The following is a 25,101-nucleotide window of genomic DNA, read 5'->3' as shown; positions in this document are numbered from 1 at the left end:
CCGCCATCCACTATAGTGCCCCAAAACGCGCCGGCGTCCCGCCGGCGCCACCGGAGAAGACAATGACCGACATCACGCTGGAACATTACGCCGCCTACGAGTCCCTGAAGCTGCGCCGGCATCCCGGCGGCGTGCTGGAGCTGATCATGGGCGCCAAGGACGGCCTGCCCGGCAAGCTGTCCACCGCCGACGACCGCATGCACCGCGAGCTGGCCGACATCTGGCGCGACATCGATACCGATCCGGATACGCGCGTGGTGGTGATCCGTGGCGAGGGCAAGGGCTTTTCTGGTGGCGGCGACCTGGGCCTGGTGCAGCAGATGGCCGACGATTTCGACGTGCGCGCCCGCGTCTGGCGCGAGGCCCGCGACCTGGTCTACAACATCATCAACTGCAACAAGCCCATCGTGTCCGCCATGCACGGCGCGGCGGTGGGCGCCGGCCTGGTGGCCGGGCTGCTGGCCGACATCTCCATCGCGGCGCGCAACGCACGCATCATCGACGGCCATACCCGATTGGGCGTGGCGGCCGGCGACCACGCGGCCATCGTCTGGCCGCTGCTGTGTGGCATGGCCAAGGCCAAGTATTACCTGATGCTGTGCGAGACCGTGTCCGGCGAGGAAGCCGAGCGCATCGGCCTGGTGTCGCTGTGCGTGGACGAGGCCGAGCTGATCGCCAAGGCTTTCGAAGTGGCCAACAAGCTGGCCGCCGGCTCGCAGACCGCGATCCGCTGGACCAAGTATTCGCTGAACAACTGGCTGCGCATGGCCGGCCCCAGCTTCGATACCTCGCTGGCACTGGAGTTCATGGGCTTTGCCGGCCCGGACGTGCGCGAAGGAATCCAGTCGTTGCGCGAGCGCCGCGCGCCGAATTTCCGGCCTGACTCGCCGTTTTGAGCCCGGCGTTGGCGCCGTCCACCTACTTCTTGAAGAACCGCGCGAACGCCGCCTGGGCCTCCTCGGTGGCGAGCCGCGCGCGGAACTGCTCGGCTTCATAGTCGAGCGTGGCCTGGATGGCCTCGTGGTCCGGGCGCCTGAGCATGGCCTTGGTCAGCCGCAGCGCGGTCGGCGGCTGGGCCGCCAGATCGGCCGCCGTGGCCCGGGCCGCCGCCAGCGCGTGACCGGCGGGCGTGACTGAGGTGGCCAGCCCGGCTTCCAGCGCCTGGCGGGCGCCGAAGGCCTTGCCCTGCAGCAGCCATTCGGCGGCGCGGCGGGCGCCGGCCAGCCTGGGCAGCAGCAGGCTGGACGCGCCTTCCGGGCACAGGCCCAGCGCCACGAAGGGCAGGCGCAGCGTGGCGCCTTCGCCGATGTGCACGAAATCGCAGTGCTGCAACAGCGTGACGCCGATGCCGACGGCATAGCCCTCGACGGCCGCGATGACCGGCACCTCGGTTGTCGTCAGCGCGCGCAGGAAGCTCATCGCGGCGCTGTCGCCCGCGCCGCGCTCGGCCTGGAAATCGCGCAGGTCATTGCCGGCGGTGAAGTGCTCGCCGGCGCCGGTCAGGATGACCGCCGACACGGACGCGTCGGCCGACGCCCGCGCCAGCTGCTCGGTCAGCGCCGCGTAGGTGGCGTTGTCGAGCGCGTTGCGGCGCTCGGGCCGGTTGATGGTCAGGGTGAGGACCGCGCCGTCGCGGTCGATGGCCAGGCCAATGCTCATGGCGTCGTTCTCCGGGTCGGGGGCGTTGCGTGGCGCCGTGCTTATGCGAAGTCCGCGCCGGCCAGGCGGGCGCGGGCCTGGGCATATTCCGTGCGCAACCTGGCGACGATCTCGCGGGCGGGCAGCACGCTGTCGATGCCGCCCACGCCCTGGCCCGCGCCCCAGATGTCCTTCCAGGGCTTGGCGCGGCCGCTGCCGAAGTTGGACGCGCCGCTGTCGGGCGCCGGCAGATTGGCCGGATCCAGGCCCGCGGCGACGACGCTGGCTTTCAGATAGTTGCCGGGGATGCCGGTGAAGAACGGCGTGTACAGCACGTCCGAGGCGCTGGCATCGACGATGGCGGATTTGTAGCCCTCGCTGGCGTTGGCTTCCTCGCTGGCGATGAAGCGCGTGCCCATGTAGGCGAAATCCGCGCCCATGGCCTGCGCCGCCAGCACGTGTTCGCCGGTGGTGATGGCGCCGGACAGGATCAGCGGGCCATCATAGAAGCGGCGCACCTCGGACAGCAGCGCGAAGGGGCTGAGCGTGCCGGCGTGGCCGCCCGCGCCCGCGCAGACCAGGATCAGGCCGTCCACGCCGGCTTCCAGCGCCTTTTCGGCGTGGCGCAGCGTGGTGACGTCGTGGAAGACCTTGCCGCCCCAGTCGTGGATGCCCTTCACCAGGTCGCCCGGCGCGCGCAGGCTGGTGATGATCAGCGGCACGCGATGGCTGGCGCAGACGGCCAGGTCCTGTTCCAGGCGGTCGTTGGATTGGTGGATGATCTGGTTGACGGCGTAGGGCGCGACCTTGGCGCCCGGATGGGCCTCGCGGTACGAGGCCAGCCCGGCCTGGATCTCGTCCAGCCAGTCGTTCAGGAGACTCTGGGGGCGGGCGTTCAGCGCCGGGAAGGAGCCGACCACGCCGCTGGTGCATTGCGCCACCACCAGCTTGGGATTGGACACGATGAACATCGGGGCGCTGATGACCGGCAGGGACATCTGGCCATACAAATCAGTCACGAGAGGATGGGGCATGGTGTCTACGCGTGCGTTCATGGGTCAGGATGGGGAGCGCGCGGGGCCGTGGAACAAACCGCTTGAGCCCTGCCGCAGGCTGTGCCTATAATTACCTACCGACCGTCCGGTAATTAATTAATCCTTATTTAACGGCATGCGCCGAGCCGCTGTCAATCGAGGTTCGCTCGCGTCCTGATGGGCGGGCGCCGCCCCGATTCCAGTCCTGATCGCAAGCGCGGTCCCGGCCGCAGTCCCTGCCGCAGTTCCAGCCGCAATTCCTGTCCAATCGCAGTCCCAACAGGCCCTGTCATGGCGCATACCGCTCCCCCCGCCCAGAAGCGCGCCCGCGCTGGCCGGCCGCCCACGCTGGCGGCGCCGCGCGAACGCATCCTGGAAGAAGCCGCCAAGCTGTTCGCGCAAAGCGGCTACGACGGCAGTTCGGTGGCCGACCTGGCGGCGGCGCTGGGCGTGTCCAAGGCCGCCATCTATCACTACTTCACCACCAAGCAGGACATCTACGACGCCATCATCCTGGCGGTGCTGGAGGGCCTGACGCGGCATGTCGGCCAGGCGCTGGACCAGGCGGCGGGCCCGGCTGAACGGCTGCGCGCCTTCATGCTGGGCCACGCGCGCTATTTCGAACGGCACCACGCCGAATTCGTCACCATGCTGATCGGCTATTCCGGCATGGCGCTGCCCGAGCGCGAGGACGCCGCGCGCCTGCGCGACGGCTATGAGAAGCGCCTGCGCGCAGTGATCGCGCAAGGCGTGGCCGAGGGCGCGTTTCGGCCGCTGGACGTGGCCGCCACCGGCCGCGCGGTGCTGTCCATGCTGAACTGGATGGTGCGCTGGTACAAGCCCGGCATGGGCGACGACGCCGAAACCATCGCCGCCGGCTATTACGACTTACTGGTTGGCGGCATGCGCGCCTGAGCGCCGCCGCCCACCCGGACCCCTGGAAGAGACCCCGATCATGGCCCTGGACACCGAAACCCTGACCCTGTTGCTGGACGCCGTGCGCCGCTTCGTGCACGAACGCCTGATTCCCGCCGAGGATGAACTGGCCGCCAGCGGCCAGGTGCCGCCGGACATCGTGCGCGAAATGCGCGAACTGGGCCTGTTCGGCCTGTCGATCGCGCCCGAGCATGGCGGCCTGGGCCTGAACATGGAAGAAGAGGTGCGGGTCGTGTTCGAGCTGGGCCAGACCTCGCCCGCCTTCCGCTCGCTGGCCGGCACCAACATCGGCATCGGCTCACAGGCCATCGTGCTGGCCGGCACCGACGAGCAGCGCGCGAACTACCTGCCCAGGCTGGCCAGCGGCGAGCTGATCGGCTCCTTCGCGCTGACCGAGCCGGATGCCGGCTCCGACGCCATGGCGCTGCGCGTCTCGGCCGAGCGCGACGGCGACCACTACGTGCTCAACGGCACCAAGCGCTACATCACCAACGCGCCCATCGCCGGCCTGTTCTCGGTCATGGCGCGTACCGCGCCCGAGCGCCGCGCCGCGTCGATCTCCTGCTTCCTGGTCGAGGCGGGCACGCCCGGCCTGTCCATCGGCCGGCCCGACAAGAAAATGGGTCAGGCCGGCGCGCTGACCAGCGACGTGGTGTTCGACAACTGCCGCGTGCCCGCCAGCGCGCTGCTGGGCGGCGAGGAAGGCAACGGCTTCCGCACCTCCATGCGGGTGCTGGACAAGGGCCGGCTGCACATCTCCGCGCTGTGCGTGGGCATTGCCGACCGCCTGCTGCGCGACGCGGTGAAGTACGCCATCGACCGCAAGCAGTTCGGCCAGCCCATCGCCGAATTCCAGCTGATCCAGGCCATGATCGCCGACAGCCAGGCCGAGCTGTACGCTGCGCGCTGCATGGTGCTGGACGCGGCGCGCATGCGCGACCGCGGCGAGAACACCACCATGCAGGCGGCCTGCTGCAAGCTCTATGCCACCGAGATGGTGGGCCGCGTGGCCGACCGCGCGGTGCAGATCCACGGCGGCGCGGGCTATATGTCCGAGTACGCGGTCGAGCGCTTCTACCGCGACGTGCGCCTGTTCCGCATCTTCGAGGGCACCTCGCAGATCCAGCAGCTGGTGATCGCGCGCGAGACCATCAAGGCCCATTCCTGAGCCTACGGCGATCCTGGCGCGGGGCGGCGGGCGGATGCGCCGGCGGCCCGGCCAGCGTCCGCCGCGTCGACAGGTCCCGGCCGCCGCGTCCCGGCGATGCCGGCTAAAGGCTAATATCCAGCAGTGTGCTGTGCGGGCGTATCTGCGGCACAGCACACTAGCCCGACGACGAATCGCAAGGCCCGCAAGGCGGCGCGGCGCGAGCGCCGGCCAGCCGCCGGCATGACGGAATTCCCGCCCGGCCCGCAGTGCAGCGCGGACCGGACGTTTTCATTTTTCAATGAGCGTAGAGATCAGATGTCGCAACGTCCCGCCCCTCTCACCGGCATCCGCGTGCTGGACCTGACCCGCGTGCTGGCCGGCCCCTGGTGCACCCAGAACCTGGCCGACCTCGGCGCCGAAGTCATCAAGATCGAACGCCCGGGATCGGGCGACGACACCCGCGCCTGGGGGCCCCCGTACCTGAAGGACGCGGCCGGCAACGACACCAGCGAGGCGGCCTACTACCTGTCGGCCAACCGGAACAAGCTGTCGGTGGCGCTGGACATCGCCTCGCCGCGCGGCGCCGAGCTGGTGCGCGAGCTGGCGCTGCAAAGCGACATCCTGGTCGAGAACTTCAAGGTCGGCGGCCTGGCCAAGTACGGACTGGACTACGACAGCCTGAAGGAACTGAATCCGCGTCTGATCTACTGCTCCATCACCGGCTTCGGCCAGACCGGCCCCTACGCCAGCCGCCCCGGCTATGACTTCATGATCCAGGGCATGGGCGGGCTGATGAGCATCACCGGCGAACGCGACGACCTGCCCGGCGGCGGTCCGCAGAAGGCGGGCGTGGCGGTGGCCGACCTGATGACCGGCATGTATTCCACCGTCGGCATCCTGGCGGCGCTGCACGAGCGCAGCAGGAGCGGCCTGGGCCAGCGCGTGGACATGGCGCTGCTGGACTGCCAGGTGGCCATGCTGGCCAACCAGAACCTGAACTACATGACCTCCGGCAAGGCGCCGTGCCGCGCCGGCAACGCGCACCAGAACCTGGTGCCCTATCAAGTCTTCGCGGCCAGCGACGGCCACCTGATCGTGGCCGTGGGCAACGATAGCCAGTTCCGCAATTACTGCGGCGTCATCGGCTTGCCCGAGCTGTCCGCCGATCCGCGCTTCTCGACCAATCCGCAGCGCGTGAAGAACCGCGAGGAACTGGTGCCGCTGCTGGCCGAGCGCATGGCCACGGGCGCGCGCGACCACTGGCTGGCCGCGCTGGAAGGCGTGGGCGTGCCGGCCGGTCCGATCAACACGCTGGACCAGGTCTACGAAGATCCGCAGGTGCTGGCGCGCGGCATGAAGCGCGAGCTGCCGCATCCGGCCGCCGGCAAGGTGCCCATGGCCGCCAGCCCGCTCAAGCTGTCCGGCAGCCCGGTCGAATCCCGCCGCGCCCCGCCCATGCTGGGCGAGCACACGGCGCAGGTGCTGTCCGAGAAGCTGGGCCTGTCGGCCGATGAAATCCAGGCGTTGGCGCAGGGCCAGGCCTGACATTCCTGCGCGGCCGCGTCGCGGGCATCTTGCATGCCCGGCGCGGCGCGCGGCGGCCATGGTCCGCCGAAAGCCATCCACATATCCAATCACCCAGATCGTCCATATAGAGGCAGGAGAGCGTTCATGAAGGAGATTCAAACCATCGGCGTCGTGGGCGCCGGGGCCATGGGGCGCGGCATCGCGCAGATCGCGGCGCAGGCCGGATTGCGCGTGCGCCTGTACGACACCAGCGCGGAAGCCGTCGCGTCGGCGCGCGAAGCGCTGCGCCAGACCTGGGACAAGCTGGCGCAGAAGGGCAAGCTCGGCGCCGCCGACGCCCAGGCCGCGCTCGAGCGCGTGGTCGCAGCCGGCGCGCTGTCCGACATGGCGGACTGCCAACTGGTGGTCGAGGCCATCGTCGAGCGCCTGGACGTCAAGCGCGACCTGTTCGCGGCGCTGGAAGGCGTGGTGGCCGAGGACTGCATCCTGGCTTCGAACACGTCCTCGCTGTCCATCACTGCCATCGCGGCGGCCTGCAAGCGCCCGCAGCGCGTGGCCGGCTATCACTTCTTCAACCCGGTGGCGCTGATGAAGGTGGTGGAAGTCATCGACGGCCTGCGCAGCGCGCCGGAAGTCGGCGACGCGCTGGCCGAGCTGGCCCGCCGCATGGGCCACACGCCGGTGCGCGCCAAGGACATGCCCGGCTTCATCGTCAACCACGCGGGCCGTGGCATGAATACCGAGGGCCTGCGCGTGGCGCAGGAGGCCGTGGCCAGCTTCGCCCAGGTCGACGCCATCATGCGCGAGCAGGCCGGTTTCCGCATGGGCCCGTTCGAGCTGCTGGACCTGACCGCGCTGGACGTGTCGCATCCGGTGATGGAATCCATCTACCGCCAGTTCTACGACGAGGCGCGCTTCCGTCCCTCGCCCATCACCGCCGTGCGCCTGGCCGGCGGCCTGATCGGCCGCAAGGCCGGCGAAGGCTTCTATACCTATGTCGACGGCCAGAAGCAGGTGCCGGCCGAAACGCCCGCGCCGGCCTTGCCGCAGAATCTGAAGATCTGGGTCAGCCCCAAGCACCCCGAAGGTTATGCGCGCGCCACCGCGCTGCTGGAAAAGCTGGGCGCGCCGCTGATCTCCGGTTCCACGCCGGCGGCCGACGCGCTCATCATCGTCACGCCTTACGGCGAGGACGTGTCCACCGCCGTCTCGGCGCAGGGCCTGGATCCGGCCCGCAGTGTGGGCCTGGACACGCTGTACGCGCTGGACGGCGCCAAGCGCCGCAGTCTGATGCTGTCGCCGGCCACGCAGCCGCAATGGCGCGACGCGGCCCATGCCGCGCTGGCCGCCGACGGCGTGCCGGTCACCGTGATCCAGGATTCGCCGGGTTTCGTCGCGCAGCGCATCGTGGCCACCATCGTCAACATCGCCTGCGATATCGCGCAGCAGCAGATCGCCACGCCGGAGGACATCGACCGCGCCGTGACGCTGGGCCTGGGCTATCCGACGGGTCCGCTGGCGCTGGGCGACGCGCTGGGCACCACGCGCATCCTGGAAGTGCTCAAGAACATCGAGCGCGTCACCGGCGACCAGCGCTATCGTCCCAGCCTGTGGCTGCAACGCCGCGTGCAACTGGGCATGTCGCTGCTGGAGCCGGCGGCGGCCTGATGGCAGCGCATCGACCCGCGCGCGCAAGCTCGGGTCGATGCAATGAGGCGCCTGCGCTGCGTCCGCGCGGGAAAGGACGTCGGCCTTGTCGCGATTGACGTCGATGGCTTCCGGCGCCCGCCCACGAAAAAGCCCCTTGGAATTCCAAGGGGCTTTTTGTCGTGCCGAGGGTGCGGATCAGAGGATCACTTGGCCGCGTCCACCATGTATTGCACGGCCGCGCGGATGTCTTCTTCCGTGGCGGTGGCCGCGCCGCCCTTGGGCGGCATGGGCGGCTTGCCCTGCATGGCGACCTTCACCATCGCGTCCATGCCGGTCTTGATGTAGGGCTCCCAGGCGGCCTTGTCGCCGAACTTGGGCGCGTTGGCCACGCCGGTGGCGTGACAGGCGAAGCAGACGCTCTTGTAGAGCTTTTCGCCGGCCGGGTTGACGGCGGCCTGTTGCGGCGCGGGCGCCGCAGCGGCGGGCGCTGCTGCTGCGGGAGCGTCGGCGGCCGGGGCGGCCGGGGCGACAGCGGCAGGAGCCGGCGCGGCGGCGGTCGGGGCAGCAGCAGCCGGAGCGGCGGCTTCTTCCTTCTTCGCGCCTTCCTCGGCCGGAGCGGCCGGTTCGGGCAGCGAGGCGCCGGACTTGTTGGCCATGTAGACCACGGCGCGCGCGACTTCGTAGTCGCTCAGCGTGGGGTTGCCGCCCTTGGCGGGCATGCCACCCTTGCCGTGCAGCGCGACGTTCAGCAGGGACTCGTAGCCGGACTTGATGAAGGGCGCCCAGGCGGCGTTGTCGCCGATCTTGGGAGCGCCCGCCACGCCGGCGGTATGACAGGCCGTACAGACGGCGGCGAAGACCTGTTCGCCGGTCTTGAAGACCTTGGGCGCGTTGGCGTCGACCAGCTCGAAGCCGGCGACCGGTGCAATGCGCTTGGTGACGGCTTCAGGCGTCAGGGTGTCCGAGCCGGCGCCGACCTTGGTGCCGGAGACGACCATGTTCACCAGTAGGATGATGATCCCGATCGGCACCACGAACGCCAGTATGGCCGTGACGATCAGTTGCTTGGGGGTCTTGATGGGGGAGGAATGCTCTTCTATGTGTTCCTGCTGGTTGCTCATGACCAAATCCTGCAAACGGGTACCGGGGCGCCTGGTGGCGGCAACAGAGAAAGATCAGTACTGCACATTCGGGCGGCGAACAGCGGATCGCCCAGCAAGCAAACGCTGGATTATATAACGGTGTCATGGACGCCCGTCCAATGGATCGGGCCGGGTTTTCGAGCAGTTTGCGCGGGGATTTGATCTATTTCATGCACGCTGCTCAAACTTGGGTACAATACCGCCTCCCTTGCGCTGCGCCCGTAGTTCAATGGATAGAATGAGAGTTTCCGAAGCTCTTGATACAGGTTCGATTCCTGTCGGGCGCGCCAGCATCTTGCTGTGCTCCGGCCGCTCGTCCTCAGAGCCGCGCCACTTCCGCCCAGGCGGGTTCCTCCGCTTTCCCATGTGTGCCTCAGGTCTGTCCGCCGGGCATCGGCTGTTGCATCCTGACGTTCCTGCGCGTATCCGATGCAGATGCAGACGCGTGCGCCGACTCGCTGTTTTGAACTCCCATGCCCTTTCTCCCGTTCTCACGCAATAGCAATACGCAGTTGTTGGCGTCTCTGGTATCCGGCATGGTCCTGGCCATTGGTTCAGCGGCCGCCGCGGCTGCGCCGAAGGCGAGTCCGGGCAGGGAAATCAGCGGAGCCGTCTGGGTATGGGCGCATTTGCAGGATCTGCGGACGGTGTGTCCGGGTCGTGCGGATGAAAGCTGGCGGTTCGAGCGATTGAATCGCGCGGCGCTGTCGAAGTTTCATTTTTCCGCGGCGGATTATCTGGCGCAGCTGAAAGCGCAGCCCAACTGGGACGAGGAGCAGACCCGTCAGGTGCGCGCGATCGTGAAAGGGGCGGGAGGCTGCGATACGGCAGCCATGCAGGAGTGGATAGCGCAGGCGCGCCGGGTGGTGGATGTGGCGGCGCAAGCCGTTGGCGATGAAATGCCGCACTGGCCCGCGCCGGCCTTGTCGACGCCGATCCGGATCGAGATCGACAGATTGGAGGCCGTCGATGAGTTCGATCCCGGCACGCTGCGAGCGTCCATTCATAATCCCGGGCCGGACAGCGTGGGGATTGCGCTATCCGGCCGGGAGCTGAATGCGGGCCTGTGTGCAAGCGTCACGTCGCCCGATATGCCGGTGACGGTGGCGACCGATGTCCCGGGGCGCCTGCTCGTCATTCAAGCCGGCGAGACAAGAAACGTGGCCTTGATGCTTGACCGGGAGTGTCTTGCCGCATCCCCTGGCCAATTTTGGGGAGTCATCATTCTCGTCCGCAATGAGGTTGTGGAATATCGGAGCATTACTCTATTTGATATTCCGAGGGTCGAACCGCACCGCGCCAACTAGCGCACGCACGGATTCGACAGCCGCCGCGAGCGCTGGCGGGTTCGCAATACCCTGTATTGAAGCGACGCGGGCGATGGATCGCGCCTGGATCATCGTCTGCCGCGCACCGGCATGAGCAATGCGCGATGATTCTTGAATGTCGCGAAATGGAGAATATCTTCGCCAGCATTGCGCATGGATCCGCGCGTCTGCGCTTGCGGATCGCCGTCATGCAACGCGAAGAACGTGACAGTCACAGAGCAGGACTGCGCCATATCAACCGCCATGCGCAGCTCGCATTTCCCGTTCGTCTTCCAGAAAAAACAACAGAACCAAGAAAAGCCGCTTCCACACTCATCGCGCTGCTGCTTTCGCGGCCAAACCGCTGGTAGCATTGGTTCACTGCGGGGCCGGCAAGATCGAAGCCGGGCCGCAGGCTTGCAGGAATAGCGATGCTGATCGGTGAATACAGTCCCCTCCTGGTTTTTCTTTCTTTAATTGTTGCGATTGTTGCGTCGTATACGGCGCTGGACATGGCGGGGAGGATCAGCAATGTCCGTGGGCGGGCCGCGAAATATTGGCTCGCGGGCGGGGCATCGGCGATGGGCCTGGGCATCTGGTCCATGCACTTCGTCGGCATGCTGGCCTTCAGCCTGCCGATCCCGCTGGGCTATGACCCCTGGATCACGCTGCTGTCGCTGCTGATCGCCATCGCCTTTTCCGCCTATTCGCTGCACCTGGTCTGCCAGGAACGCCTGCCCTGGCAGAAGCTGGCGATCGGCGCGCTGCTGATGGGCGCGGGCGTGGCCGGCATGCACTACACCGGCATGATCGCCATGCGCATGGCGCCGGGCATCGCCTACGACCCGGCCCTGTTCGCGCTTTCCATCCTCATCGCGGTCCTGGCCTCGGGCGCGGCGCTGTGGATCGCGTTCAACCTGCGACACAACACCACGCGCGTGCGGCGCATGCGCCTGCTGGGCGCCGTGGTCATGGGCATCGCCATCGTCGGCATGCACTACACGGGCATGGCCGCCGCCAATTTCCCGCTGGGCAGCATCTGCGGCGCTTTCGTCGGCGGGCTCAGCCCGGAATGGCTGGCGCTGTTCATCATCACCGTCACCATGTCCGTGATGGGCACGGCGCTGCTGGTGTCGCTGCAGGACCTGCGGCTCGAGACCACGACCTCGTCGCTGTCCAGCTCGCTGGTCAAGGCGAACGAGGAACTCACCTACCTGGCGCTGCACGACAACCTGACCAAGCTGGCCAACCGCCTGCTGCTGGACGACCGCCTCAAGCAGGCGCTGCGCACGGCGCGGCGCGACAAGGACCTGACCTTCGCGCTGATGTTCCTGGACCTGGATGGCTTCAAGGGCATCAACGATGTCTACGGTCATCACGTCGGCGATCTGCTGCTGATCGAAGTGGCGCAGCGCATACGCGGCGCCCTGCGCGAGGAAGACACCGTCGCCCGCATGGGCGGCGACGAGTTCGTGATCCTGGCGCTGAACATGGATCCGGCCAGCGCGGGCCGCCTGGCAGAGGACCTGATCGAGGCGATCCGCGAGCCGTTCCGCATCGATATCCACCAGCTCGCCATTTCGCTGAGCATCGGCATCGCCATCTATCCCAACGACGGCATCGACCAGGACGACCTGCTGACCAACGCCGACGCGGCCATGTATCACGCCAAGGGCATGGGCCGGGACACGTACTGCTTCTTCCAGTCGTCGATGAATGCCAATGTGCATCGCCAGCTGCAGCTGGTGCAGGACATGCGCCGCGCGCTGGAAAACAGCGAATTGCGGCTGCACTACCAGCCCAAGTTCATGGCGCCCGACGGTCCCATCATCGGCGTCGAGGCGCTGGTGCGCTGGCAGCATCCCACGCTGGGCCTGCTGATGCCGGACGAGTTCATCCCCATCGTTGAGAAGACGGGGCTCGTGATTCCGCTGGGCAAGTGGGTGCTGAACGAGGCCTGCCGGCAACTGGCGGCCTGGCACCGGGAACACGGCATCCGCTGGAGCGTGGCGGTCAACCTGTCGGCGGTGCAGTTCGGCCATCCGGACCTGGTGGGGACCGTGTCCGACGTGCTGCGACGCCATGGCCTGGACGCCAGCTATCTGACGCTGGAGGTCACGGAATCCACGGCCATGAAGAACGCCGACGCGAGCCTTGCCATCCTGCAACAGTTGCACGAGATGGGCGTGCGCATTTCCATCGATGACTTCGGCACCGGCTATTCCAGCCTGCTGTACCTGAAGCGCCTGCCGGCCACGGAATTGAAGATCGATCGCGGCTTCGTGCGAGACCTGGAGCAGGACACCGAGGACGCCGCCATCGTGTCGGCCATCATCGCGCTGGGCAACGCCCTGAAGGTGCAGGTCGTGGCCGAAGGCGTGGAAACGCCCGAACAGCGCGAGTTCCTGACCGAGTTGGGCTGCCATTCGCTGCAGGGCTATCTGTTGGGCCGTCCGATGAACGTGGAGTCGGTCGAATCGCTGATGACGCAGGACCCGTTGACCATCGATACGGGCAAGACGGGCTGAGGCCCGCCGGCGGCGGCCGATTCCGGTCGCCGCAAGTCAGCGCCCGTCCCGGGCGCTCAATCCAGCGTCGCGCCCGTGAACTTGACGATCTCGGCGTAGCGCGCGATGTCCTGCCGCACGAAGGCATCCAGTTCCTGCGGGCTGCTGCTGACCGCGGTGGCGGCCTCGGCGTCGAGCAAGCGGCGGAAATCCGGCGCCGCCACGGCCTGGCGCGCCGCGCCGTTGAGCGCCGCCACGACATCGGCCGGCATCCCCGCCGGGCCGAACAGCGCGAACCAGGCATTCGATTCAAAGCCCTTGATCGTGTCGCCGATGGGCGGCACGCCGGGAAACTGCGGCAGCGGCTGAGGGCTGGTCAAGCCCAGCGCCTTGAGCGCGCCGGACTTGATATGCGGCTGCGCGTTGAGCGAACTGGCGACCATCATGTCGACCTGGCCGCCGAGCAGGTCGGTGATCGCCGGCGCCGTGCCCTTGTAGGGCACGTTCAGGATATCCAGCCCGGCCATCATCTTCAGGCGCTCGCCGGCCATGTGCAGCGACGAACCCAGCGCGCCGACCGCCATCGTGTACTTGCCAGGATGCGCCCGGACCTGCTGGACGAAAGCGGCCATGTCCTGGGCGGGGAAGTCCTTGCGCGTCACCAGCACGCTGGGCACCCGGGCCAGCATGCTGATGGGCGTGAAGTCGCGGACCGGATCGAAGGGCAGCTTGCGGTACAGCGAGGCGTTGATCGAAAAGCTCGTGAAGGTGACCAGCAGCGTGTTGCCGTCGGGCGCGCTCTTGGCGACGTAGTCGGCGGCGATGTTGCCGCCGGCGCCGGGACGGTTCTCGACCAGCACGGTGCGCTTGAGCGTCTGGCTCATGTGCTGGCCGATGTTGCGGGCCACGGTGTCCGTGGTGCCGCCGGGTGGCGCGCCGACCACCAGCTTGACGGGCGGGGTCTGGGCGGCGGCGGGCAGGCTGAACGCGCAGGCGACGAGCGCGCAGCGCGACAGGAAGCGGTGTAGTCGGGCCAAGGTTTCGTCTCCGGTGGATGCCGCGACGGCAGGCGCCCACCTTACCCATGCGCGCGCGAGCGGCGCAAGCCGTGGCGGCTCATGGCTTTCCCGACCCCGGGCCGCGTCAGGCCGGACGGGCGCCGGCCCGTCCGTTCATGCGCCGCCGGTTCAATCGTCCAGCGCGGGCACGGTGCCGATCTGCGCCAGGATGCGCGGCGATCCCATGTCGCCGGTTTCCTTGTCCACCATGACCTCGTAGGCGGCCACGCCGGCGAATTTCGCCGCCATGGAATTGGCGATGCGGATCGCGCCGAACTCGCTGCTGGCGGGACGGATCTCGCCCGGGGCGACGCCGCCGGCGGCGGCGCGATAGGGTACGACGATGTACTGCATGACGTGAGCGGCTTCGGACATGAGCGTCTCCAGGCGACGGGTTGCACAGGCGAGCGCAATGTATCAGGACAACTGTGATTTTGTACAGTAGTTTTTGCAGGCCGCTTCTCCCCAGGAAAACCCCTAGCGCGCAATTCTTGATCAGGCGCCATCCCTGGATTTAATATTTTCGAAAATCTAAATCTTTTTATAAAAAGAGGCTGGGATGGAGACGAACAGGTACGACGCATACCGCGAAGACCGGGCAGGCCGCGCCAATGTGGCCGACTCGCCGGAGCGCGTTGCCTACTACCAGGAGCTGGCGCGGCTGGAGACCGGCGCGCTGTGGACGGTGGCGAACAAGATCGAGCCCTGGGCGCCGCGCTCGGCCTCGGTGCCGGTGGTCTGGCGCTACCAGGACCTGCGCGGCCACGTGCTGCGCTCGGCCGAGCTGGTCTCGCCCGAGGAAGCCGGCCGTCGCGTGATCTACCTGAACAATCCCGGCCGCCGCGACGTGGCCGCCGCCGTGGGCTGGCTGTACTCGGGCCTGCAGGTGATGAAGCCGGGCGAACTGGCCTCGGCGCACGCGCACTCGCATTCGGCGCTGCGCTTCATCATGGAAGGCAGCGGCGCGTACACCATCGTCGACGGCCACAAGATGACGCTGGGCGCGAACGACTTCGTGCTCACGCCCAACGGCACCTGGCACGAGCACGGCGTGTCCGAGGACGGCACTACCTGCATCTGGCAGGACGGCCTGGACATCCCGCTGGTCAACGCGCTGGAAGCCGGCTTCTATGCCGTGCATCCGGACCTGAACCAGGCCGTCACGCATCCGGTCGACGACACCACCGCCACCTGGGGCGGCGTGGCGCTGCGTCCGCAGGCCTCGGGCTGGACCAAGCCCTACTCGCCGCTGTTCAAATACGAATGGGAGCCCACCTACGAGGCGCTGCGCCGCTACGCGCGCGTCACCGCCGGCAGCCCGTATGACGGCGTGCTGCTGGAGTACGTGAATCCCATGACCGGCGGGCCGGTGATGCCGACCATCGGCGCCAGCATGCAGCTGCTGCGGCCCGGCGAGCACACCAAGGCGCACCGCCACACCGGCAGCTTCATCTACCAGGTGGCCAAGGGCAGCGGCTATTCCATCATCGAGGGCCGGCGCTACGACTGGACCGAGCGCGACATCTTCTGCGTGCCGTCCTGGGCCATGCACGAGCACGTCAACCTGTCCTCGAACGACGACGCCTGCCTGTTCTGTTTCAACGACCTGCCGGTCATGCGCGCACTGTCGCTGTACCGCGAAGAGGCGCTCAAGGACAACGACGGTCATCAGACGCTGATCTGACGCGGTTCCGAACAACGATTTTCCATCCGACGCCCCGGCCTGCCGGGACGCCCGTATCCACTCGTCTTGAATATTCTGGAGTACCTATGCGCTTGGTGACTTTTCGCGCCCATCCCGCCGCCGCCGGCCGTCTTGGCGCGCTGGCCGACGGCTATGTGATCGACCTGGCCCTGCTGGGCCAGGCCGGCGGCGTGGCGCTGCCCGACGACATGCTGAGCTTCATCGACCTGGGCCCGGCCGCGCTGGCGCAGGCCGCGCGCCTGCTCGAACAGTTCCGTGGCGCCTGGCCCGTGGGCGCCGCGCTGCCGCAGGAGAACGTCAAGCTGCTGGCGCCCATCCCGCGTCCGCGCAAGAACATCTTCGGCATCGGCCTGAACTACGTCGAGCACGTCGAGGAATCCAGCCGCACGCTGGATACGTCCGCCGACCTGCCCAAGCAGCCGGTGATCTTCTCCAAGCCGCCCACCACCGTGATCGGCCCGGGCGACGCGATCGAGCACAACGCCCGCATCACGCAGCAGCTGGACTGGGAAGTCGAGCTGGCCGTGATCATGGGCCGCCGCGCCGCGCGCGTGGCCGAGGCCGACGCGCTGTCCTACGTGTTCGGCTACAGCGTGATGCTGGACATGAGCGCGCGCGACTGCCGCCGCGCCGGCCAGTGGATCTATTCCAAGGGCCAGGACACCTACGCGCCGTTCGGCCCTTGCATCGTGACCGCCGACGAGATCCCGGATCCGCAGAAGCTGGACCTGTGGCTCACGGTGAACGGCGAGAAGAAGCAGGGCTCGAACACGCGCCACATGCTGTTCAAGGTGCCGTTCCTGATCTCGGACATCAGCGCCGGCATCACGCTGGAGCCGGGCGACATCATCGCCACCGGCACGCCGGAAGGCGTGGGCGCGGGCCGCAGCCCGCAGGAATGGCTGTGGCCGGGCGACGTGGTCGAGGCCGGCGTCGAGGGCATCGGCACGCTGCGCCATCCGGTCGTGGCCGTGTAAAGGCCGGCATTCCAAGCAATGAATCCGCCCGGCGCGAGACGCCGGGCCATGCAGTCTCCAAGGGGAAAAACATGAACTGCAAAATGATCCTGGGATGCCTGGCGCTGGCCGCGGGCGCGTCGGCGCAGGCGGCTGGTCCGGTGAAGATCGGCTTCATCGCCACGCTGTCCACGCCGGCCGGCTACATCGGCGAGGACGAGCGCGACGCCTTCAACCTGGCCATCCAGCAGGGCGGCGGCAAGCTGGGCGGCGTGCCGGTCGAGCTGGTGATCGAGGACGACGGGCTCAAGCCCGCCAACGCCAAGCAGGCCGCCGACCGGCTGCTGCAATCGGGCGTCAAGCTCTACACCGGCGTGAACTTCTCGAACGTGCTGGCGGCGGTCGTGCCGGGCGTGGTGAAGTCGGGCGCGTTCTACGTCAGCCTGAACCCCGGCCCGTCGAACTTCGCCGGCGAGAAGTGCGATCCCAACTATTTCGTCGCGTCCTACCAGAACGACGCCTTCCACACCGCCGGCGGCGTGGCGGCCAATGAGCTGGGCTACAAGCGCGTGGTGCTGCTGGCACCGAACTACCAGGCCGGGCGCGACGCCATCGAAGGCTTCAAGCGCACCTACAAGGGCGAGGTCGCGGCCGAGATCTACACCAAGCTCGACCAGTCGGACTTCTCGGTCGAGCTGGCGCGGCTGCGTTCGCTGGCGCCCGACGCGATCTACCAGTTCCATCCCGGTGGCACCGGCATCAACTTCGTCAAGCAGTACGCGGCGGCCGGGCTGAACAAGACCATTCCCATGCTGATGCCCAGCTTCTCGATGGATGCCCGCATGATCCAGGCCACCGGCGACGCTTCGCTGGGCGCCTACACCACCGGCATCTGGTCGATGGACTTCGACAATCCGCAGTCCAAGGCTTTCGTGGAAGCGTTCAAGAAGGCCTACGGCCGCGCGCCCACCGACTACGCCATGCAGGCCTACGACACGGCCCAGCTGATCGGCGCGGGCCTGAAGGCCACCGGCGGCGACCTGTCCAAGGCGGCGGAATTCCGCGCCGCGCTGCGCAAGCCCGAGTTCGCCTCGCTGCGCGGCAAGTTCAGCATGAACGTCAACCAGCACCCGATCCAGGACCTGTACCTGATGCGCGTCGAGAAGGGCGCCGACGGCAGCCTGTCGCCGCGCCTGGTCCGCAAGCTGGTGTCCGATGACAAGGACGCCTACGCCCAATTCTGCAAGATGCCGTCATGACGCTATTGTTCGAGCAGTTGCTCAACGGGCTGCAGTTCGGCGCCATGCTGTTCATGCTGGCGGCCGGACTGACCCTGATCTTCGGGATCATGGGCGTGGTCAACCTGACCCACGGCTCGTTCTATATGGTGGGCGCGTACTGCGCCGCCTACGCCATCGGCACCACCGGCTCGTTCCTCGCGGGCGTGCTGGCGGCGCTGCTGGGGGCGGGGCTGTACGGCCTGACGATCGAGATCCTGGTGATACGCCGGCTCTACAAGCGCGATCACCTGTACCAGGTGCTGGCGACCTTCGGCCTGCTGCTGTTCAGCAACGAGGCGGTCAGCCTGATCTTCGGCCGCCGCCCGCCGCTGGTCGGCATCCCGTCCTTCCTGGAGGGCGCGGCGACGCTGGCGCCGGGCTTCCAGTACCCGATCATCCGGCTGGCCTTCATCGCCATCGGCGCGGCCGTGGCGCTGGGCCTGTGGTGGCTGGTCAACCGCACCCGCGTCGGCATGCTGATCCGCGCCGGCGCCGACGACCGCGAGATGGTCGACGCGCTGGGCATGGACATCAAGAAACTCTACACGCTGGTGTTCGGCCTGGGCGCGCTGCTGTGCGGCCTGGCGGGCGTGATGGCCGCGCCGCTGCTGGCCGTCGAGATCGGCATGGGCGAGCGCATCCTGATCACCACCTTCGTGGTCATCGTGATCGGCGGCGTGGGCTCGGTGCGCGGCGCGCTGGCCGGCGCGCTGCTGGTGGGCATGGTGGACAGCCTGGGGCGCGCCTTCCTGCCGCAGCTGCTGGGCGCGGTGTTCTCGCCGGCCACCGCCGATCCGCTGGCCGCGGGCCTGGCCTCGGCCAGCATTTACGTACTGATGGCGATCGTGCTGATCGCCAAGCCGGGCGGGCTGTTCCCGGCGCGAGGATGAGCATGGGCATGACACTTTCCAATCGCGGCCGCTGGGGCCTGGCGGGGCTGGCCCTGCTGATCCTGCTGCCGGCCGCGGCGGCGGCCTCGGGCTCGCCGTTCCTGATCGGCGTGGTGACGCGCTTCCTGATCTACGGCCTGGCCGCCGTCAGCCTGGACCTGGTGATCGGCTACGGCGCCATGGTGAGCTTCGGTCACGCCATGTTCTTCGGACTGGGCGGCTACGCCGTGGGCATCATCGCCTTCCACACCTCCGAGGCCGGCCCCATCTTCGGCTGGGCCGGCAGCAACGCGGCCCTGGTGGTCTGGCCGATCGCGCTGGCGGTGTGCGCGCTGGCCGGCTGGGTCTTCGGCTATCTGGCGCTGCGCACGCGCGGCGTGCAGTTCATCATGATCACGCTGGCGTTCGGGCAGATGGTGTATTTCATCCTGGTGTCGCTGCAGTTCTACGGCGGCGACGACGGGCTGATGATCTCGGCGCGCAACACGCTGCCGGGCATCAACCTGGAAAGCCCGCTGGTCTTCTACTACGTGTGCCTGGCGCTGCTGACGGCCTGGACGCTCTTGTGCATGCGCATCACCAGCTCGCGCTTCGGCATGGTGCTGCAGGCGCTGCGCCAGAGCGAGCGGCGCGCGCTGAACCTGGGCGTGGCGCCCACGCCGTACCGCCTGGGCGCCTTCGTGCTGTCGGCGGTGGGCACCGGCCTGGCCGGCGTGCTGTGGGCCAATTACGCCGGCCTGGTGACGCCGGACATGGCCGCCTGGACCAAGTCGGGCGAGCTGATGGCCATCGTGATCCTGGGCGGCGTGGGCACGCTGCTGGGGCCGATCGCCGGCGCGGCTGTGTTCCTGGGGCTGGAGCAGGTGCTGACCTCGCTGACCGAGCATTGGCTGTTGTATATGGGGCCGATCCTGGTGCTGGTGGTGCTGTGCGGCCAGAAGGGCCTGTTCGGTAGCCTGCTGGAGACGCGCCATGCAGATTAAGCCCACCCCCGATGCGCTGCTGCGCCTGTCCGGCCTGCGCAAGGCCTTCGACGCGGTGGTGGCGACCAACGGCGTGGACCTGGACGTGCGCGCCGGCGAGATCCACGCCATCATCGGCCCGAACGGCGCCGGCAAGTCCACGCTGATCGCGCAGATCTGCGGCGAGATCCGGCCCGACTCCGGCTCCATCCACCTGGACGGCCGCGACGTGACGGCGCTGCGCGCCTTCGAGCGCGCGCGGCTGGGCCTGGGCCGCTCGTTCCAGATCACCGAGCTATGCCAGGAATACACGGCGCTCGAGAACGTGATCCTGTCCTGCATGCTCAAGACCGGCCGGGCCTTCCAGCTCTGGTCCGACCCGCGTCGCGACGCCGGGCTCAAGCAGCAGGCGCTGGGATGGCTGGAGCACGTGGGCCTGCGCGACCGCCGCCACGTGCGCACCGCCGACCTGGCGCATGGCGAGAAGCGCCAGCTGGAGCTGGCCGTGGCGCTGGCCCGCTCGCCGCGCCTGCTGCTGCTGGACGAGCCCATGGCCGGCATGGGGCCGGAGGAATCGGCCCGCATGACGCGCCTGCTGCAAGGCATGAAGGGCCAGTACGGCATCCTGCTGGTCGAGCACGACATGGACGCCGTGTTCGCGCTGGCCGACCGCATCAGCGTGCTGGTGTACGGCAAGGTGGTGTTCAGCGGGCCGCCCGACGCGGTGCGGCGCCATCCGGAGGTGCGCGCCGCCTACCTGGGCGAGGAAAGCGCCGGCGAGGCGCGGGCTTTGGGAGAAGCGCATGTTGAAGGTTGAGGAGCTGACCGGCGGCTACGGGTCCAGCAAGGTGCTGTTCGGCATGGCCTTCGAGGCCAGCGAGGGCGAGGTGATCTCGCTGATCGGCCGCAACGGCATGGGCAAGACCACCACCGTCAAGACGCTGATGGGCATGCTGCCGGCCACCGGCGGCAGCGTGACCTTCCGCGGCCGCGTGCTGGGCCGTTCGGCGCCCAGCGTGGTGGCGCGGCTGGGCGTGGGCCTGGTGCCCGAGGGGCGGCGCGTGTTCGGTTCGCTGAGCGTGCGCGAGAACCTGGTGGCCACGGCGCGGCCCGCCTCCGGCGGCTGGTCGCTGGAGCGCGTGTACGAACTGTTTCCCAGGCTGAAGGAGCGCAGCGGCCAGTCCTCGCGCACGCTGTCCGGCGGCGAGCAGCAGATGCTGGTGGTCGGCCGCGCGCTGATGACCAATCCCAAGCTGCTGATCCTGGACGAGGCCACCGAAGGCCTGGCGCCGCTGATCCGCCAGGAAATCTGGCGCTGCCTGCGCGCATTGAAGGCCGAGGGCCAGACCATCCTGGTGATCGACAAGAACCTGCCGGAAATGGCCACCCTGGTCGACCGGCATTACATCGTGGACAAGGGACGCGTGGCCTGGTCCGGCAAACCCGCCGAGCTGTCGGCGCAGCCGGAACTGGCGCAGCGCTACCTGGGCATCTGAACGGAGACGAACGCATGTTGAACCTGCCTGCATTCAAGGCCGCCGCGGTCCAGGCCGCGCCGGTATTCCTGGACACCGACGCCACCGTCGACAAGGCCTGCGCGTTGATAGCCGAGGCCGCCGGCAACGGCGCCAAGCTGGTCGCGTTCCCGGAGGTCTACATCTCGGCCTATCCGTACTGGAGCTGGGTGATGAACCCGGTCGAGGCCAGCCCCTGGTTCGAGAAACTGTGCCGCAGCGCCATCGAGCTGCCCGGCCCGGAAATCCGCCGCATCGCCCAGGCCGCGCGCCAGCATCGCGTCAACGTGGTGATGGGCGTGAACGAGCGCAGCCGCCATGGCGTCAGCACCATCTACAACACCATGGTGTTCATCAACGACGAAGGCCGCATCCTGGGCCGCCACCGCAAGCTGGTGCCGACCTGGGCCGAGAAGCTGACCTGGGCCCACGGCGACGGCGAGTCGCTGCGCGTGTACGACACCTCGGTCGGCAAGCTGGGCGGGCTGGCCTGCGGCGAGAACACCAACACCCTGGCGCGCTTCTCGCTGCTGGCGCAGGGCGAGATGGTGCACGTGGCCAGCTACATCTCGCTGCCGGTGGCGCCGCCCGACTACGACATGGCCGAGGCGATCCGACTGCGGGCCTCGGCCCACAGCTTCGAGGGCAAGGTGTTCACCGTGGTGTCCTGCTCCACCATCTCGAAAGAGATCCAGGATGCCATCGGCGCCAGCCACCCGCAGGCCCGCGAGACGCTGGCCCGCCGCAACAGCGCGTTCTCCGGCATCATCGGGCCGGACGGCCGCGTCATCGGCGAACCGCTGATCGATGATGAAGGCATCGTCTACGCCGACATCGACCTGTCGCGCTGCATCCAGCCGAGGCAGATGCATGACATCGTGGGCCACTACAACCGCTTCGACGTGTTCGATCTGCGGGTGAACCGCCGGCCGCTGCGGGCTGCCCGCTTTGACGACGGGCAGGAGCCGGACCTGAACGAGGGGCTGGGCGAGGGGTTGGACGAGGGCAAGACGCCGGCCGAGGCCGGGGCGCGCGGGTAGAATGAGCCGCCCGCGCGCAGCCGCGCAGCAGCGGCCACAAGCAGCTGGCCGCGCCCGCCGCGCGGCCGCCTCGCCGGCGCGCTCGCGCCGCGCGCGGACCAAGCCGCCTGTCTGGAGAGCATCTTGAGACCAAGAATCAAAGCGTCCCGCCTGGACGAGCCCGGGTCGGACGGAAACCCCGAAATAGAAGAAATCACGCTGTCCGAGCAGGTCTACCGGCTGCTGCGGCGGGACATCATGAGCGGCGCCTTCGCACCGGGCCAGTCGCTGCGCCTGGAGCTGCTCAAGCAGCGCTACGGCAGCAGCTTCTCGCCCATCCGCGAGGCGCTCAACCGCCTGCGCAGCGAGCGCATGGTGGTCAGCACCACCTCGCGCGGCTTTCGCATCGCGCCGCTGTCGGTCGAGGAAATGTGGGACGCCTGCGAAACCCGCATCCTGATCGATTGCGAGGCGCTGCGGCGTTCATTGGGCAACGCCGACGACGCCTGGGAGGCGCGGCTGGTGGGCGCCTATCACGCGCTGACGCTGGCCGCGCAGCGCGCCGGCGAGGCCGCCCCGCCAGACCAGGAACTGGAAGAGCTGCTGGAAGCGCGCCACCTGGATTTCCACCATGCGCTGATCGGCGCCTGCCGCTCGCACTGGCTGCTGGACCTGTCCACGCAGCTGTATGCGCAGACCGAGCGCTACCGCCGTCCGGCACGCGCCGGCGCGACCGCCTACGGGCCGGAGCGCAACGTCGACGACGAGCACCGCCAGCTGCTGGACGCGGCCTTGTCGCGCGACGCCGACAAGTCGGCCGCCATGCTGGCCGCGCACTATCGCAAGACCGCGCAGTTCATTGAACACATCATCTCGACCCAGGACAGGCAGGCCCTCCATGCGTGACGCCACTCCCGATCTCTTCTTCGCCTCGATCGCCGAGCGCGAGGTGCAGTACAACGCGCGCGCCTCGGTCGCGGATTTCGATGCCTGCGTGCGCCGCTACGCGGAATCGGCGGCGCGCGTGCGCACGCGCCGGCCGGGCGTGCTGAACCTGCGGTACGGCATGGGCCAGGACGAAAGGCTGGACCTGTTCCTGCCGGCCGCCGCGCAGGCGTCGGCGCCGCTGTTCGTGTTCATCCACGGCGGCTACTGGCGCTCGCAGCGCAAGGAAGACGCGCCCGTCATGGCCGAGGCCTTCAACGCGGCCGGCGCCGCCGTGGCCACGCTGGAGTACACGCTGCTGCCCGAGGCCACGCTGCCCGAGGTGGTGCGCGAGGTCCGCTCCGCCGTGGCCTGGCTGTACCGCAACGCAGCCGCCTATGGCGTGGATCCCGCGCGCATCTACGTCAGCGGCAGCTCGGCCGGCGGCCATCTGGCGGGCATGCTGGCCGCGCCGGACTGGCAGGCGCGCTACGGCGTGCCGGACGATGTGATCAAGGGCACGCTGGCCTTGAGCGGCCTGTTCGACCTGCGGCCGCTATGCGACATCAGCGTCAACGACTGGCTGCGCCTGACGCCCGAGCAGGCCAGGCTGCAAAGCCCGATCTTTCATCTGCCCGCGCAGGCCGGTCCCATGCTGCTGGCCGTGGGCGGCCTGGAGACGCAGGGTTTCAAGAATCAGACCGATGCCTATGAGGCCGCCTGGCGCGCCGCCGGCCTGCAGGCCACGCGCATCGCCACGCCGCAGTGCAATCACTTCGATCTGGTCAATGAGCTGGAGGATCCGGACAGCGACCTGACGCGGGCGACCCTGGAGATGATGGGACTGCGGTGAGCGCCAGTCCCGCAGCGTTGCGCGTCTTCCTGCGAAATATCAGTCCGTGGCCGCCAATGACCGTACCGGCGGCTGCTCATGCTGTTGCGCCTGCCACAAGTCGTAGTTGGCCTGCATCGCCAGCCAGGCCCGTGCGGTACTGGCCCCGGCCTGCTCCAGCCGGACGGCCAGGTCCGGGCTGATGCCCGCCTTGCCGTTGAGCACCCGCGACAGCGCCACGCGCGACATGGCCAGCCGGCTGGCGGCCTCGGTCACGGACAGGCCCAATGCCTCGATGACGTTCTCCCGGAGGATTGCGCCCGGGTGCGGCGGGTTGTGCATCATGCCCGGAAGCCTGGCGCGAAGCGCCTGGGGGCATGAGCTGCGTGGAAGGCGCGTGCCGGGTTTGCGCGACGAGGCGCGCGTTGAGCGCTTGCGATTGAGGACATGGGTCATGGCGGGCGTATCTTGCATGAGATAGGCCGCACCATAGTCCGCGCCTGGCGCGTCGGCAATCTGCGGTTTACCGAGGGGCCGGGATGGGTTGGGTCCGGGCCGCGCTCAGAAAATGATGGCTGGGGAGGCGCGAACGCTACTTCTGCGGCGTATACCGCAGTTCATCCAGCTGATAGCCCTGCGCCTTGGCGGCGGCCAGCGCGCGGTCCAGGTCTTCCTGCGGCAGCTGGGGCGAGCGCGACAGGATCCACAGGTATTTGCGGTCGGGCGTGCCGACCACTGACCAGCGGTATTCCGGGTCCAGGCCGATGATCCAGTAGTCGCCCTTGAAGGGCTGCTGGAACGTGACTTCCAGCTTGGCGTTGTTGCTGCCCTCGACCACGGTGGCGGTGCCGGACGCGGAATCGACCTTGCCATCCTTGTTGCGGCAGCGGTTGTTCACGCCCACGCCGCCATCCGCGTGCAGCGTGTATTCGGCCGTGGTGTCGCCCACGCAGTCGCGCTGGAACACCATGGGGAAGTTGGCGATTTCGTACCACATGCCGGCGTAGCGTTTCAGGTCCACCGACTCCACGGTTTGCACGGGGGGCGGGGCGGCGTGGGCGACGCTGGCC

General features: G+C 68.2%; 25 protein-coding genes and 1 tRNA gene. 19 read left to right on the top strand and 7 right to left on the bottom strand.

Annotation, left to right across the window (positions count from 1 at the left end; genetic code table 11):
• Positions 1-62 precede the first annotated feature (62 nt).
• Positions 63-896 carry an enoyl-CoA hydratase/isomerase family protein gene (locus KDH83_RS17115; protein WP_212318031.1) on the top strand — a complete coding sequence of 278 codons (834 nt, stop codon included), beginning with the start codon at positions 63-65 and terminating at the stop codon, positions 894-896.
• Between the two features lie 22 nt (positions 897-918).
• Here KDH83_RS17115 and KDH83_RS17110 read toward each other — a convergent pair whose 3' ends face one another.
• Together KDH83_RS17110 and KDH83_RS17105 are read right to left on the bottom strand one after the other, a co-directional pair.
• A complete protein-coding gene (locus KDH83_RS17110) occupies positions 919-1,659 on the bottom strand; it encodes an enoyl-CoA hydratase-related protein (protein ID WP_212318029.1) in 741 nt (246 codons plus the stop codon).
• A gap of 41 nt (positions 1,660-1,700) precedes the next feature.
• Positions 1,701-2,693 carry a nitronate monooxygenase family protein gene (locus KDH83_RS17105; protein WP_212318027.1) on the bottom strand — a complete coding sequence of 331 codons (993 nt, stop codon included), beginning with the start codon at positions 2,691-2,693 and terminating at the stop codon, positions 1,701-1,703.
• Positions 2,694-2,963: 270 nt separating this feature from the next.
• On the opposite strand from KDH83_RS17105, the gene KDH83_RS17100 reads away from it, so the two are divergent.
• From KDH83_RS17100 to KDH83_RS17085, 4 genes are all read left to right on the top strand, one after another.
• Positions 2,964-3,587 (top strand): TetR/AcrR family transcriptional regulator, encoded by a 624-nt coding sequence (locus tag KDH83_RS17100; RefSeq protein ID WP_212318025.1) that lies wholly within the window; start codon positions 2,964-2,966, stop codon positions 3,585-3,587.
• 40 nt (positions 3,588-3,627) lie between these two features.
• On the top strand, positions 3,628-4,776 hold the full coding sequence (locus tag KDH83_RS17095) for an acyl-CoA dehydrogenase family protein (protein ID WP_212318023.1): 1,149 nt from the start codon (positions 3,628-3,630) through the stop codon (positions 4,774-4,776).
• Positions 4,777-5,073: 297 nt separating this feature from the next.
• Positions 5,074-6,303, top strand: a complete 1,230-nt coding sequence (locus KDH83_RS17090; RefSeq protein ID WP_212318021.1) for a CaiB/BaiF CoA-transferase family protein — start codon at positions 5,074-5,076, stop codon at positions 6,301-6,303.
• A gap of 126 nt (positions 6,304-6,429) precedes the next feature.
• On the top strand, positions 6,430-7,953 hold the full coding sequence (locus KDH83_RS17085) for a 3-hydroxyacyl-CoA dehydrogenase (protein ID WP_212318019.1): 1,524 nt from the start codon (positions 6,430-6,432) through the stop codon (positions 7,951-7,953).
• A gap of 185 nt (positions 7,954-8,138) precedes the next feature.
• Here the strand turns inward: KDH83_RS17085 and KDH83_RS17080 are convergent, their stop codons facing one another.
• The gene (locus KDH83_RS17080) at positions 8,139-9,056 is read right to left on the bottom strand and encodes a c-type cytochrome (RefSeq protein WP_212318017.1); all 918 of its coding nucleotides are present in this window, start codon (positions 9,054-9,056) and stop codon (positions 8,139-8,141) included.
• Positions 9,057-9,292: 236 nt separating this feature from the next.
• Here KDH83_RS17080 and KDH83_RS17075 point away from each other — a divergent pair.
• From KDH83_RS17075 to KDH83_RS17060, 4 genes are all read left to right on the top strand, one after another.
• Positions 9,293-9,367, top strand: a tRNA-Arg gene (locus KDH83_RS17075).
• A 183-nt stretch (positions 9,368-9,550) separates the two neighbouring features.
• The gene (locus KDH83_RS17070; RefSeq protein WP_212318015.1) at positions 9,551-10,384 is read left to right on the top strand and encodes a hypothetical protein; all 834 of its coding nucleotides are present in this window, start codon (positions 9,551-9,553) and stop codon (positions 10,382-10,384) included.
• 146 nt (positions 10,385-10,530) lie between these two features.
• Positions 10,531-10,755, top strand: coding sequence for a hypothetical protein (locus KDH83_RS17065; protein ID WP_212318012.1), 225 nt, complete (start codon positions 10,531-10,533; stop codon positions 10,753-10,755).
• Positions 10,756-10,815: 60 nt separating this feature from the next.
• Positions 10,816-12,912, top strand: a complete 2,097-nt coding sequence (locus KDH83_RS17060) for a bifunctional diguanylate cyclase/phosphodiesterase (protein WP_212318010.1) — start codon at positions 10,816-10,818, stop codon at positions 12,910-12,912.
• 56 nt (positions 12,913-12,968) lie between these two features.
• On the opposite strand, the gene KDH83_RS17055 is transcribed toward KDH83_RS17060, so the two are convergent.
• Positions 12,969-13,928, bottom strand: a complete 960-nt coding sequence (locus KDH83_RS17055) for a tripartite tricarboxylate transporter substrate binding protein (RefSeq protein ID WP_212318008.1) — start codon at positions 13,926-13,928, stop codon at positions 12,969-12,971.
• Positions 13,929-14,078: 150 nt separating this feature from the next.
• Complete coding sequence (locus KDH83_RS17050) at positions 14,079-14,324, bottom strand: hypothetical protein (RefSeq protein WP_103272191.1); 246 nt, start codon at positions 14,322-14,324, stop codon at positions 14,079-14,081.
• Between the two features lie 184 nt (positions 14,325-14,508).
• Here KDH83_RS17050 and KDH83_RS17045 point away from each other — a divergent pair, with 184 nt between their 5' ends.
• From KDH83_RS17045 to KDH83_RS17000, 10 genes are all read left to right on the top strand, one after another.
• Positions 14,509-15,633, top strand: coding sequence for a cupin domain-containing protein (locus tag KDH83_RS17045; protein WP_212318006.1), 1,125 nt, complete (start codon positions 14,509-14,511; stop codon positions 15,631-15,633).
• Between the two features lie 86 nt (positions 15,634-15,719).
• Positions 15,720-16,631 carry a fumarylacetoacetate hydrolase family protein gene (locus KDH83_RS17040; RefSeq protein WP_103272193.1) on the top strand — a complete coding sequence of 304 codons (912 nt, stop codon included), beginning with the start codon at positions 15,720-15,722 and terminating at the stop codon, positions 16,629-16,631.
• Positions 16,632-16,702: 71 nt separating this feature from the next.
• On the top strand, positions 16,703-17,869 hold the full coding sequence (locus KDH83_RS17035; RefSeq protein ID WP_212318004.1) for an ABC transporter substrate-binding protein: 1,167 nt from the start codon (positions 16,703-16,705) through the stop codon (positions 17,867-17,869).
• Positions 17,866-18,780, top strand: coding sequence for a branched-chain amino acid ABC transporter permease (locus tag KDH83_RS17030; protein WP_212318002.1), 915 nt, complete (start codon positions 17,866-17,868; stop codon positions 18,778-18,780). Before KDH83_RS17035 ends, KDH83_RS17030 begins: the two co-directional genes overlap by 4 nt.
• 2 nt (positions 18,781-18,782) lie before the next feature.
• Positions 18,783-19,763, top strand: a complete 981-nt coding sequence (locus tag KDH83_RS17025; protein ID WP_249205167.1) for a branched-chain amino acid ABC transporter permease — start codon at positions 18,783-18,785, stop codon at positions 19,761-19,763.
• The gene (locus KDH83_RS17020; protein ID WP_212317998.1) at positions 19,753-20,559 is read left to right on the top strand and encodes an ABC transporter ATP-binding protein; all 807 of its coding nucleotides are present in this window, start codon (positions 19,753-19,755) and stop codon (positions 20,557-20,559) included. The genes KDH83_RS17025 and KDH83_RS17020 overlap by 11 nt, the downstream gene beginning before the upstream one ends.
• Entirely contained in the window at positions 20,546-21,238 is a 693-nt protein-coding gene (locus KDH83_RS17015) for an ABC transporter ATP-binding protein (RefSeq protein WP_212317996.1), read from the top strand. Before KDH83_RS17020 ends, KDH83_RS17015 begins: the two co-directional genes overlap by 14 nt.
• Before the next feature lie 14 nt (positions 21,239-21,252).
• Complete coding sequence (locus tag KDH83_RS17010) at positions 21,253-22,296, top strand: carbon-nitrogen hydrolase family protein (protein ID WP_212317994.1); 1,044 nt, start codon at positions 21,253-21,255, stop codon at positions 22,294-22,296.
• A 123-nt stretch (positions 22,297-22,419) separates the two neighbouring features.
• Positions 22,420-23,181, top strand: a complete 762-nt coding sequence (locus KDH83_RS17005; protein ID WP_212317992.1) for an FCD domain-containing protein — start codon at positions 22,420-22,422, stop codon at positions 23,179-23,181.
• Positions 23,174-24,052 carry an alpha/beta hydrolase gene (locus KDH83_RS17000; protein WP_212317990.1) on the top strand — a complete coding sequence of 293 codons (879 nt, stop codon included), beginning with the start codon at positions 23,174-23,176 and terminating at the stop codon, positions 24,050-24,052. The genes KDH83_RS17005 and KDH83_RS17000 overlap by 8 nt, the downstream gene beginning before the upstream one ends.
• Before the next feature lie 39 nt (positions 24,053-24,091).
• Here KDH83_RS17000 and KDH83_RS16995 read toward each other — a convergent pair whose 3' ends face one another.
• The gene (locus tag KDH83_RS16995) at positions 24,092-24,373 is read right to left on the bottom strand and encodes a HigA family addiction module antitoxin (protein ID WP_212318033.1); all 282 of its coding nucleotides are present in this window, start codon (positions 24,371-24,373) and stop codon (positions 24,092-24,094) included.
• A gap of 250 nt (positions 24,374-24,623) precedes the next feature.
• The coding region (locus tag KDH83_RS16990; protein WP_212317988.1) for a lipocalin family protein at positions 24,624-25,101 on the bottom strand (478 nt) is incomplete at its 5' end.

It is taken from the genome of Achromobacter sp. Marseille-Q0513 (assembly GCF_018195695.1).
In the GTDB taxonomy this organism is placed as follows: Bacteria; Pseudomonadota; Gammaproteobacteria; order Burkholderiales; family Burkholderiaceae_B; genus Achromobacter.
The sequence above is the reverse complement of the archived record's forward strand: the minus strand, read 5'-3'. Positions and strand labels throughout refer to the sequence as shown.